We start from the raw sequence: 12,616 nt of genomic DNA, 5'->3' as shown, positions 1-12,616 counted from the left end.
ACTTAATAATTAAAAAAGGTTGACAGATAAAATGTCAACCCTTTTTTTGTTACCATTTTTGGTTTCTAAACTTTTTATTTTTCGCAAAAGCAACGGTTTCAGTTAAGTAATCTTCCAAGTTGTAATCGGGTATTGGTAAAATGCTTTCTAAAAGTGCTGTATCCCACTCATTGGGCTTTGAGGTCATGTATGGGTGTAAATGCACACCTATAGTTTCATAATAAAAAGCTTCTAGTTTTGATGCAAACCCTGTAGAGGTATTTATCAAATCTTCCGTAAATGAGAAGTTTGTGTATTCAACTGCATCTAAAATTTTGGTAATGCCTTTCATCATATTCGTTTCAGTAGAATGAACAATGTTTAATTGTTCAATATCTGTAGAAATTACTTTTGCAATCACCTGAGCGGCGTAATCTGTTGGTATTATATTTAAACCAGTATTTGCCGTTGTGGTTATTCTTACCTTGTCATTTGAAGAGGTATTATTAAAAAACTTTGCAAACAGATAAAAGACCATGTATTTTGATATAAAATAATTAGGACTATCTGTAATATTACCGCCAAGAACGCTAGGTCTTAAAATTTGAATTGGAATATTTTTTTCTTTTCCAGCTTCAATTAAAAATTTTTCTGATGCATGTTTTGATGCTTCGTAATGATTGCGGTAATTGTCACCTGTTATTTTTGTATAGTCGTTTTGTATTAGCCCTCCAATGTTTCCTGCAGCAAATGCAGTGCTTATATATACGAATTTTATAATGTGTTCATAAAAAGCATTAAAAATATTTTTAGTAAACTGTAGGTTCTCTTTAAATATTTCATGCTTCGCATTTGGGTCTGTAGATAGGTTTACAAAGCCAGCGGAGTGAATAAAAAAATCAATTTTAATACCATTTAAATAGCTAGTTGGATTTAAAAAATTAGTTGCATTAATAACTGTAATTTTAGCAGCTATTTCGGTAACATTTTTTTTAATAAAATTAGGGGCAAACTCACTTGATAGGATATTGTGTATTCGATTTTCAGGTGTAAGTGTCGCTTTTTTACGAACAGGAAGGTATATGTGTTTAATAGTATCAAAGCGTTGTTCTATTAATGAAAATAAAACTCTAGAGCCTAAAGTTCCTGTTGCGCCTGTTAAAAGTATATTCATCAATTTTATTTGGGGTTTTAAAAAACTAAAAATCCTTATTTAAATTAAAAATAAGGATTTTGAAATAATTCTATTTTGATATTTTAAAACTAGTATCTGTAATACTCAGGTTTAAAAGGTCCTTCAACCGTAACACCAATGTAAGAAGCTTGCTCTGGTTTTAATTCCGTAAGCTCAACACCTAAACGTTCAAGGTGTAATTTAGCTACCTTTTCATCTAAATGCTTAGGTAACATGTATACTTCGTTTTTATATTTATCACTGTAGTTCCAAAGCTCTATTTGTGCTAAAGTTTGATTTGTAAAAGAGTTACTCATTACAAAGCTTGGGTGGCCAGTAGCACAACCTAAGTTTACCAAACGTCCTTCAGCTAAAAGAACAATATCAGTACCATCAATAGTATATTTATCTACTTGTGGTTTAATTTCATCTTTAGTATCACCATAGTTTTCGTTTAACCAAGCAATATCAATCTCATTATCAAAGTGACCAATATTACAAACAATCACTTTATCTCTCATTGCTTTAAAGTGCTCACCACGAATAATATCCTTATTACCAGTAGTTGTAATTACAACATCAGCATTACCAATAACAGTTTCTAATTTTTTAACTTCAAAACCATCCATTGCAGCTTGTAAAGCACAAATAGGATCAATTTCAGTTACTGTTACGATAGAACCTGCACCTTTAAAAGAAGCAGCAGTACCTTTACCAACATCACCATAACCACAAACAACAACTCTTTTACCAGCTAACATAGTATCTGTAGCTCTTCTAATAGCATCAACAGCACTTTCACGACAACCGTATTTGTTATCAAATTTAGATTTAGTAACAGAATCATTTACGTTAATAGCAGGCATTGGTAGCGTACCATTTTTCATTCTTTCATATAATCTGTGAACACCAGTTGTAGTTTCTTCAGATAAACCTTTGATGTCTTTTGCAAGTTCAGGGTATTTATCTAAAACCATATTAGTTAAATCACCACCATCATCTAAAATCATATTTAATGGCTTACGATCTTCACCGAAAAACAATGTTTGTTCAATACACCAATCAAATTCTTCTTCATTTAAGCCTTTCCAAGCGTAAACAGGAACACCTGCAGCGGCAATAGCAGCAGCAGCTTGATCTTGTGTAGAGAAAATGTTACAAGAACTCCATGTAACTTCAGCACCAAGGGCAACTAAAGTTTCAATAAGTACAGCAGTTTGAATAGTCATGTGTAAACAACCTGCAATACGAGCACCTTTTAAAGGCTGTTCGTCTTTGTATTCTTCTCTTAATGACATTAAACCTGGCATTTCAGCCTCAGCTAGGTCAATTTCTTTTCTTCCCCAATCAGCTAAAGCAATATCTTTAACTTTATAAGGTACATAGGAAACAGTTTTAGTGCTCATATCCTTTTTTATTTTTACTTTCGTTATATAGCAATTAAAATCACTCTTTTAGTGGTTGCAAAGGTACTAAAGCAATGGCTCTTTACAAAACAATTACGGTAACACCTAGTATAACAGTTTATATATGGAAGGTTTCTGAAACTGAAAAAGAACTAGCCACAGGTATTGTTTTAACTCCTATTTGCCAACAACGTATGTTGGGCATGAAATCTGAACAACACAGAAAAGGTTTTTTAAGTATAAGGCATTTAATGGCTGAAGCTGGTTATGTTGATCACGATTTGTATTATGATGTAAACGGTAAACCACATCTAAAAGATGGTAAACACATATCAATAACACACTCACACGATTTTACCGGTATTATTGTAGCCGATAATGATGAGGTTGGTATTGATATTGAATTGCAGCGAGAGAAAATATTGAAAATCGCTCACAAATTTACACAACCCCAAGAGTATAGAACGCTTGCAAATGCTGATGCTGTCATACGAAAACTAACTATTGTATGGGGAGCAAAAGAGGCTTTGTATAAAATATACTCTGAAAAAGGCTTGAGTTTTTTACAGCATATTGATGTGAAAGAATTTGATTTACAAGATTCAGAATCTATTGCTGAAATTATGTACCAAGGTAAAAACTCATCATACTCAGTAGATTATTTAGAATTTGAAGGATATACTTGTGTGTATTCCGTAAAACTATAATTAAAATAAAAATGAACATTTCCGTAGAACTTACTTTATCTCCATTACAAGACACTTTTGAGCCTGTGATTATTCAGTTTATAAAAAAAATGAGAGCATCTGGTTTAACAGTTTTAGAAAACCCTTTAAGTACTCAAGTTTATGGTGATTATGATCAAGTAATGGGAGTTTTGCAAACCGAAATTAAAGAAGCTTTTGAGCTTATGGATAAAGGTTTATTGTATATGAAAATTGTAAAATCAGACAGAAGCGATTATGAGCCCCATTTTTGATTTTCTATTTGAACAATATTACGAGTACGAAACACATTTTATTGTTCTTGAAGTTATAGCCGTAATTTTTGGCTTCTTATCTGTTTTGTTTTCTAAACAGAATAATATTTGGGTTTATCCTACGGGAATGATAAGCACATCAATATTTGTGTATTTATTACTTGTTTGGGGTTTGCTGGGTGATATGATGATTAATGCTTATTATTTTATAATGAGTGTTTATGGTTGGTATATCTGGACTAAAAAAGTTGATGGGGAGCATACTACTCCAATATCATACACTACAAAAAAAGAACATAAAATATCAATAACTATATTCTTTTCAACCATATTATTTGTATTTGTGATATATCAAATTTTTGATAAGTGGACAAGTTGGACTGCTTATGTTGATACTATAACTACTGCTATATTTTTTGTTGGAATGTGGCTTATGGCTAAGAGAAAAGTTGAAAATTGGTTATATTGGATTATAGGCGATATAATTTCAGTTCCTTTGTATTTTTATAAGGGCTTTACATTTACGAGTTTTCAATATTTAATATTCACCTTCATTGCCATATTTGGCTACTTCGCATGGAAGAAAAATATAAACAAGAACCCTCAGACATACTAAAAGTAGTTATGTTTGGGCCAGAATCTACTGGCAAAACAACGTTATCAGAACAATTAGCTAGGCACTATAATTCCGTTTGGGCACCAGAATATGCCAGAGAGTATTTGCAAGATAAATGGAATGAAGAGCGTAAAACATGTGAGCCGCATGATTTATTGCCAATTGCGGAAGGCCAAATGAAGCTTGAAAATAAATTAGCCAAAAAAGCTAATAAAATTTTGATTTGCGATACTGATTTATTGGAAACCAAAGTATATTCGGAAGCTTATTATATAGGACATTGCGATCCTACGCTAGAAAAATATGCTCTTGAAAATACATATGATTTATATTTTCTAACTTACATTGATGTTCCTTGGGAGGCCGATGATCTTCGAGATAAGCCTCTTGAAAGAGAAAAAATGTTTCAGTATTTTAAAGATACTTTAGATAAATATGATAGAAACTATGTACTTTTAAAAGGCGACAAAAAAACTAGACTAAAAACAGCTATTAACCATATAAACAAACTATTGAATTCATGATCACATTTTCAGAGAAAGACAATCAACAATTAGTCTCTAAAGGAATAGCAAAAGATAAAGTATTAGGACAAATAGAATCTTTTAAAGAAGGTATTCCGTTTGTAAATTTAGATAAAGCTGCTATTGTAGCTGAAGGTATTTCTAAATTTTCTGACGACGAGGAAAAGGAGCTAGTTGATAATTTTGAAAACTCTAAAAAAGGTTTAACGTTACTTAAATTTGTTCCTGCTTCAGGTGCAGCATCAAGAATGTTTAAAGCTTTTTTTAGTTTTTTAGATAAATACAATCCTAAAGAAGAAAGTATTGAAGATTATTTTTCGCGTACAGAAGATAAAGCCGTAAAGACATTTTTAGATGGTATGAAAGATTTACCATTCTATGAAATAATAGAAAAAAGAATAAAAGGTAAAGCAACTACAAAAGGTGAAGAACTTTACTTATTTATTGAAGATATGTTGCGCGATACGGGTTTAAATTATGGCTTTTACCCTAAAGGCTTATTACCATTTCATAACTATGGTGATTTTGCAGCTACGCCTTTTGAAGAGCACTTAAAAGAAGCGGCTTTATATGCAAGTACAAATAAAGAGGCAAACCTTCATTTTACAATCTCTGAACAACATGGCGATATGTTTAATGCAGAATTTGACAAAATTAAAGAACGAGTTTCTGCAAGTACCAACACATCATTTAATGTAAGTTACTCATTTCAAAAACCATCAACAGATACTATCGCTGTAACTTTAGAAAATGATTTGTTTAGAAACCCTGATGGTTCATTATTGTTCCGTCCAGGAGGTCACGGGGCATTAATTGAGAATCTAAATGAACAAGACGTTGATGTTATATTTATTAAAAACATTGATAATGTAATTAAAGATGCGCATATAAATGAAGTAGCTGATAGTAAAAAAGTATTAGCAGGTTTACTCTTAAAGGTTCAAGAAAAGGCTTTTGGTTATGCAAAAACTTTAGAGAGTGCAACAACGCTTGACGATTCTCTTATAGCTGAAATAAAATTGTTCACAGAAAAAGAATTGAATGTGAAATTTGATGAAAGTTTTGATAGTGCAGCAGTTGCCGATAAAATTACAACCTTAAAAGAAAAAATAAACAGGCCTATTCGTATTTGCGGAATGGTTAAAAATGAAGGTGACCCGGGTGGAGGACCTTTCTGGATTAATGACCGCAACGGAATATCATTACAAATTATAGAGTCTGCTCAGGTTGATGTAGATAATAAAGACCAGTTTGGTATTATGAGTAATGCAACACATTTTAACCCTGTTGATTTAATTTGTGGTGTTAAAAATTATAAAGGCGAAAAGTATAACCTTTTAGATTTTGTTGATGAGAAGCAAGGTTTTATTACAGAAAAAACAAAAGATGGTAAAGAGTTAAAAGCACTTGAGCTACCAGGGTTATGGAATGGAGCAATGGCATTTTGGAATACAATTTTTGTTGAGGTTCCAATAATTACCTTTAATCCAGTTAAAACTGTGACAGATTTATTGAAACCTGCACACCAAGTGTAACTTTAAAGTGTGTATTAATTACACACTTTTTGTGTAGAATACATACAATTACACAATTGTAAAATTTTCAAATAAAGTTAAAACCCATGTAATACAGTGTGTTACATGGGTTTTTCTATGATGTTTTGTTTTTGGCACTATTATTTCTATTAGACTAATAAGAATTTAAATAGAAAGAAGATGAAGAGTTTAGTATACGCAACAGCACTAGCGATAGGAAGTTTAGGAAATATTTCTGCGCATGACAAGGCACCAATTTTCCATGACGGAATAATGGATACTATTTTTTCTGAAGAATATAATGAGATTGGTCTTAATGATTTGCCTGATGCAGTCATGAACAGCTTTGAACAATCTTTTTCAAATGTATCAATATTAAATGCATACATGAATGACGATTATAATTTTAAACTAGAACTTCTTGTGGAAGATGAAGTTGTTGAACTTTATGTTGATGCGGACGGTAATTGGTTTGATATGTAAAACAATTTTTTTTGGGTCTATTTCTAAATAGATTATTTTGGTTAGTTTGGTTAAAAAGTTGCTTCGGCAACTTTTTTTTATGCAAAAAATTGAAGACAATTATAAACTCAAAAAATAAAGTGTATTTCAACGGAAAATGTAAATAAACAATAAAAGGTTTATTTAATTGTTTTATTTTTAGCTAGCTATGTGTAGTAAACCTATTACATGTTGTTAAATTGATAAGAATAAAATTATGGCTTTTATAGCAAAATTATTTATTAATGGTGAAGAACGTAACGTTCTTAATAGTAATTATGTCTACCACCAGTTGCTTGATGCTAGAGGAAAACCTAAAACAAATGTAGAAGGCGGACAAATAAGCTTTGTAGTAGAATCTACTGGTAGTGATTCTCTATTTCATTTATGGATGCTTGATGATTATCAAGTGTATGATGGATATATTCGTTTTTATAAGCGTGATGGTTTAACTAAACTTTTTGACTTTGAATTTGCGAACTGCTATTGCGTAGCTTTAAAAGAACAGTTTAGTGCAACAGGTCAAGATCCTTTGAAAATGGAACTCACTATTACTCCTGGGATACAACGCGTTCGCGATGTAATTTTTGAGAAAGTCTGGAACCCAAGTAATCCTTTTGAGGAGGCTCCGGTTGTTGAGGAACCTGCTGAACCACAAATATTATCATGCAGGTATACAGATTCTGAAGGGAATGAGGTGGAAGAATTGTATGAAGACAAATTGATTCTTGAAATTAAAACAGAAAATTGTGTAGGTAAGATGGTAGATATTGATTTGTCTGATGATGAATATGATTTTATGTATAATGGTATCCATCTAGAAAATGATATTTTAGAAGATTTACTAATTACGTCAAACCTTCAAAAGGTAGAATTAGAAATTATCGAAGAAGAAGATTAACTCCGCGTAAAACGAAACAAATGGCAACGGTAATATTACAAGAAGATACTAATAAAAAGGCAACTGCAAAAGCTCCAGGAGGAGGCGAAGGTGTTACAGAACTCATTTTTTTTCCAAGTATTAATAAAGATTTAGACCCTAATACAGAAGATACAATACAACAAGTTTGGGCCTTAGAAAAACATAGATTAGATTCTTTTAAAGAAAAAACAAAGAAATATGATGATGCTGTAAAGGAATTAGCCAATGCACAAGCACAATTGCCTAAGGCAAAAGATGCTGAGGGTAATGAAGTAATTAATGCTAGTGATTTAGATAGCCTTAAAGTAGCTCAAGATAAGCTAAGAGGATTAATATGCGAAGAGGAAGATGAAGAAAATATAGATCCTGTACCACAAGGAGGTTATAAGTCTTTAATTGAAGGTGTTGGTCTTGTTAGTAAGCGAACATACTATGCATCAATTCATGACTTAGTTGAAGTAAATGATGAGAAGCATAAAAGAGCCAGGTTTAAAAATTTTAAGTTTCCAGTAGATTTATACGCTGAAGATCCTACGTTGGCAAAAAGCATGAAATTTCTTTTGGATGAAATGGAAACCGATAGTAATGATGGAACAACGGATGAAAAGTTAAAAAAACAAAAAGAAGAAAGTGTTAATGTCCAAAAAGCAGAAGGTAATGATGCTCAAGAGGGGAAAGAAAATAAAAATAGTAAATTAAAAGATGCTTTAAAAAAAGTTAAAACAGAGATTAATGAAGAATGGAACTTTGGTAAAACTGATGGTACTTTAAAATTAAATAAGATTAATAATTATATTACTGATCCAATCATACGTGGTTTTTTAAACGATAAAAATGCCGAGCTAATTGACAATGCTGTAACTTTTTTTAATGAAACAGCTAATTTCAGCCACCAAGAAAAGGAACAAAAGAGAGATAAAATAAAAGCATTACTCGAAAAAGAGGTTTTTGATCATTATGATTGGAATAAAACATTATTACTAATTAGAGAAATTTGGGCAAAAACGGATGAGGATTTTGTAAATGAAATTATCAAAATTAAATATATAAAAATACCTTTAGAATTAGAAAAGAGAAAAGAATTAATAGAAGAGGTGTATGAACATCGATTACCAAATTTAATGTTTGATGCTAGCGGAGGTGCGCAACTTATGCGCTATTCTGCTAATGCAGGTGGTGTTACTAATTTTAATTTTACAGATGGTAAAGCATCTGCAAGTGTTTCTGCGGAGGCTAAATTTTCTTTAGCAGAAGCGGGTGTTCAAGCAAATTTGTACTTGCCAGATAATAATGGGATAGATTTAGAATTTAGTGTTGAAATAGAAACAGAGTGTTTTGATATTGAATTAAAAGATTCAAGCGCTAATTCAAATACAGAGGCGGCTACTTTTGCTCATAATTCTTCTTTTATGAATTCGAGTGCAGCACTTGATGTTGCTACACAGTTGCAAAGTATTGTATTTTTAAAAAATTCAGAGAAAGATAAAGAGGTTTTTATACAAGTGGTAGGTCAAGCTGATACTACTGGAGATGATGACTATAATAAAAGAATGGGCTATCGCAGGGCCAATGCTACACATGCTTTTTTTACGAATAATACGGCACAGTGGAACGAGTATTTTGAAGATGGTATTTGGGGAGACGAAGAACGAGATATGATTTATTTATCGGGCTATATGATGGAAAATTATCCTGAGATATATAAAAAGCGCTTCCTACATATGCAAATGAATGATAATGATAAATTAAAAGATATTTTAATACGCGAATTAAAGCTAGCTGTAAAAAAATATAAATATCCCCATTCAAACATTATTTCTACAGGAATTAAATCTAAAGTTTTTGATGATCAAAATGCAAATAGTAAACCTTTAGATGGCCGAGTAATATCAGGTACACTTGCAAACTTGGATTCTAAAGTTTCAGATAAACAGCTTATAGAAACTTATTTTAAACATACTAAAAACTTTATTTTTAGTGAAGTTCCTGGTATTAGTGAAAAAGATTTTAAAATATTTTATATAGATACTCTTGTAAATCCTATTTTAAGCGATGGAGAAAATAACTTAAATGTACAAAAAGAAGGTAGGGTGGTTGCTAATAGAACTGTAGGCTTAAATGTATATGAAAGTGTAAAGAAAAGAATACCTGAAGAAACAACTATAAAATTAGGACAGGGGCGTTTTCATGTAGAAGGTAGTGTGAGTGGTTTTGTTGGAGCTACCATTAATTTATCGGGTGGTTTTGAGGTTAATACGTATAAAGGAGTAGCACAATTAGTGGGTAAAAAAGACCCTACAGAAGAAAAAGCTACAGCTTATGAGGGTAAATTATTAGCAGCTACCGAAAAAGGAAAAAATAATCCATCAGCAGATGTAAGCCTTTTTGGTGCTGATGCTGGTGGTAAGGCTTCTGCTTTTGCAGGAGCTAAAGCGGAAGCTTCTTTAAGTATAGCACTAGAATGGACAAATCCTGAAAAAATAACTAATGGTTGGGGTATTTTAGCTAGTGTAGGTGGTGCCGTAACAGGTACCGCGGGTGCAGGGCTAGAGGGAGAATTTAAAATTGGTTTTGACCGCGATACCAGTACTTTTCAAATAAAAATAAAAGCCAATGCTACTTGGGGCTTAGGTGGTGGTGGTGCTATGAGTTTTAGTGTTGGTATTGAACAGTTATATGATTTTGTAGTATTAGTGTATCATAAACTAGAAGAAAATGACTTTAATATTCTTAAAGTTTTTGAACAAAAATTATATTCCGATAATTTTACAGAGTCTGAATCTGGAATTGATGTTTTTGAAGTGTATACAGGTTGGATATTAAAACTTTGGCAACAAAAGGATTATTTTAAAGCTGCAGGAGCTTTAATGGGAAGCTCTGCTGTTTTTGGTTTTTCAATTTTACAAGATTTTAATGATTTTGTTGATGAATTAAAAGAGTATGGAGAGAATAGAACTGAAACTGAGTATATGGCAGCAAATGTTATCGAAAATACAGATATGCTAACCTATGTCCCACCGAAAGTAAAAGGTCGTATGTTGTACCAATTGGCAGCTTATAAATATAATAAAATTATTAGAAAAGACAGGCAAAAAGAAATCGATGTCATAGCTAATTTAGTTTCTGGTGATTTATATGCTGATTTTGAAGAAGCTGCGTTGATAATTATTGAATCTATTACTCATGGGCGCGAATGGCAAGAAACTATGGAGCATATGGCTGTTAAAGCCTTAGATGGCACATACCAAGTACATGATGAGACTACCAAAGGAACCTCTGGGCGCTTTATAGCTGTACAAGAAAGTAAACAGTTTTTGCAAAACGAATTATTAACGGATACTGATGATTGGAAACGTTTTGAAAACCATATAAAAACTATTAAAAATTTGGATAAAGCATGGATAAAAGAATTTTAAAATTTCATAAACTATTATTACTTTTTTTTTTATTGGTTCAAAGTTGTAATTCACAAAAAAAAGCAACCCCAGAACAGGAACAAATTTTAGAAACTGCAAAAACTAATTTTGTGTTTGTAGAAGGAGGTACGTTTACAATGGGTAAAAATGGTGTTTCAATTGCTAGGGAGCATCAAGTAACTTTAGATAGTTATTCTATAAGTAAGTACGAAACAACTTGGGAGGAATTTGATTTGTATTTTTTATTAAATGAAAAAGAAATAATCAATCCACAATATAGAAAAAATATAGAGGATTACGGACCTAAATATGCAGCAAAAAAAAACACATGGTTTTTAGCTAAAGCGTATTGTCAATGGTTAGGGGAACAACTTAATTTACCTATAGATTTACCAACAGAAGCCCAATGGGAATATGCAGCACGTAGTCGTGGGTTAGATGTAGAGCATGCAACCAATAGCGGAAAAATTGAAGGAGGTATAAATGATAATTATGGAGTGGACAATAAAGTTGGAATTTATCCGCCAAATCCATTAGGGTTATATGATATGTCTGGAGGTAGACCTGAGTGGACAAATGATTGGTTGGCGTTATATTCAAAAGAACCTGTTGTAAACCCTAGGTTTGATAGCATAGTTTCTGGTACTGTAAAAGTAATTCGTGGTTTTCACAAATTAAGTAATTCTGTGTATATACGTAGCTCTAGAGAGCCTGAACAAGATGGCTTTGGCGGAGGCTTTCGTTGTGTATGCAATCAAAAAACACCTATAAAGTAATGCATATAAAATTGCTTTTATTCTTATTTTACATACTAGTTCAAAGTTGTAATTCACAAAAAAAAGCAACCCCAGAACAGGAACAAATTTTAGAAACTGCAAAAACTAATTTTGTGTTTGTAGAAGGAGGTACTTTTACAATGGGTAAAAATGGTGTTTCAATTGCTAGGGAGCATCAAGTAACTTTAGATAGTTATTCGATAAGTAAATATGAAACAACGTGGAAAGAGTTTGATTTATATTTTATGTTAAATGGTAAAGAAATAATTAATTCACAATACAGGGGCCATTTACAAGATTATGGTCCAAATTATGCGGCCAAAAAAAACACATGGTTTTTAGCTAAAGCGTATTGTCAATGGTTAGGGGAACAACTTAGTTTGCCTATAGATTTACCGACGGAGGCCCAATGGGAGTATGCAGCACGTAGCCGTGGGTTAAATGTAGAGCATGCCACGGATAGTGGAAAAATTGAAGGAAGTTTTACAGAGAAAAGAAACTATCCTGTTTATGATACAATTGTGGGGGCTTACCCACCGAACCCTTTAGGAATTTATGATATGTCTGGAGGTAGACCTGAGTGGACCAATGATTGGTTGACGTTATATTCAAAAGAACCTGTTGTAAATCCTAGATTTGATAGCATAGTTTCTGGTACTGTAAAAGTAATTCGTGGTTTTCATAAATTAAGTAATTCTGTGTATATACGTAGCTCTAGAGAGCCTGAACAAGATGGCTTTGGCGGAGGCTTCCGGTGTGTTTGTAACCAGAAAAGACCTATAAAATAA

Annotated in this window: 12 protein-coding genes; 10 read left to right on the top strand and 2 right to left on the bottom strand. The window is 32.2% G+C overall.

Translation table 11 applies throughout. The features are described from left to right. Positions 1–49 precede the first annotated feature (49 nt). Both KO500_RS04140 and ahcY read right to left on the bottom strand, forming a co-directional pair. Positions 50–1,153 carry an SDR family oxidoreductase gene (locus KO500_RS04140; protein ID WP_215955236.1) on the bottom strand — a complete coding sequence of 368 codons (1,104 nt, stop codon included), beginning with the start codon at positions 1,151–1,153 and terminating at the stop codon, positions 50–52. Positions 1,154–1,242: 89 nt separating this feature from the next. Continuing rightward, the gene (gene ahcY, locus KO500_RS04135) at positions 1,243–2,559 is read right to left on the bottom strand and encodes an adenosylhomocysteinase (protein WP_215955235.1); all 1,317 of its coding nucleotides are present in this window, start codon (positions 2,557–2,559) and stop codon (positions 1,243–1,245) included. Positions 2,560–2,633: 74 nt separating this feature from the next. Between ahcY and KO500_RS04130 the strand changes: the two genes are divergently transcribed. From KO500_RS04130 to KO500_RS04085, 10 genes are all read left to right on the top strand, one after another. Beyond that, positions 2,634–3,266 (top strand): 4'-phosphopantetheinyl transferase family protein, encoded by a 633-nt coding sequence (locus tag KO500_RS04130; protein WP_215955234.1) that lies wholly within the window; start codon positions 2,634–2,636, stop codon positions 3,264–3,266. A gap of 11 nt (positions 3,267–3,277) precedes the next feature. Next, entirely contained in the window at positions 3,278–3,538 is a 261-nt protein-coding gene (locus tag KO500_RS04125) for a thiamine-binding protein (RefSeq protein WP_215955233.1), read from the top strand. After that, positions 3,522–4,154, top strand: a complete 633-nt coding sequence (gene pnuC / locus KO500_RS04120) for a nicotinamide riboside transporter PnuC (RefSeq protein WP_215955232.1) — start codon at positions 3,522–3,524, stop codon at positions 4,152–4,154. The genes KO500_RS04125 and pnuC overlap by 17 nt, the downstream gene beginning before the upstream one ends. Continuing rightward, positions 4,115–4,678, top strand: coding sequence for an AAA family ATPase (locus KO500_RS04115; protein ID WP_215955231.1), 564 nt, complete (start codon positions 4,115–4,117; stop codon positions 4,676–4,678). The genes pnuC and KO500_RS04115 overlap by 40 nt, the downstream gene beginning before the upstream one ends. After that, positions 4,675–6,213, top strand: coding sequence for a DUF4301 family protein (locus KO500_RS04110; RefSeq protein WP_215955230.1), 1,539 nt, complete (start codon positions 4,675–4,677; stop codon positions 6,211–6,213). Before KO500_RS04115 ends, KO500_RS04110 begins: the two co-directional genes overlap by 4 nt. A 180-nt stretch (positions 6,214–6,393) precedes the next feature. Then, positions 6,394–6,696 (top strand): hypothetical protein, encoded by a 303-nt coding sequence (locus KO500_RS04105; protein ID WP_215955229.1) that lies wholly within the window; start codon positions 6,394–6,396, stop codon positions 6,694–6,696. A 235-nt stretch (positions 6,697–6,931) separates the two neighbouring features. Next, a complete protein-coding gene (tssD, locus tag KO500_RS04100; protein WP_215955228.1) occupies positions 6,932–7,615 on the top strand; it encodes a type VI secretion system tube protein TssD in 684 nt (227 codons plus the stop codon). A 20-nt stretch (positions 7,616–7,635) separates the two neighbouring features. Beyond that, a complete protein-coding gene (locus tag KO500_RS04095; RefSeq protein ID WP_215955227.1) occupies positions 7,636–11,052 on the top strand; it encodes a hypothetical protein in 3,417 nt (1,138 codons plus the stop codon). Next, positions 11,034–11,828, top strand: a complete 795-nt coding sequence (locus KO500_RS04090) for a formylglycine-generating enzyme family protein (protein WP_215955226.1) — start codon at positions 11,034–11,036, stop codon at positions 11,826–11,828. The genes KO500_RS04095 and KO500_RS04090 overlap by 19 nt, the downstream gene beginning before the upstream one ends. Next, positions 11,828–12,616: a formylglycine-generating enzyme family protein gene (locus KO500_RS04085; RefSeq protein WP_215955225.1), complete on the top strand. Its 789-nt coding sequence runs from the start codon at positions 11,828–11,830 to the stop codon at positions 12,614–12,616. The genes KO500_RS04090 and KO500_RS04085 overlap by 1 nt, the downstream gene beginning before the upstream one ends.

Origin of the sequence: Cellulophaga baltica (assembly GCF_018861125.1) — a bacterium.
Classification (GTDB): domain Bacteria; phylum Bacteroidota; class Bacteroidia; order Flavobacteriales; family Flavobacteriaceae; genus Cellulophaga; species Cellulophaga baltica_A.
This window is presented reverse-complemented; position numbering and strand designations above follow the sequence as displayed.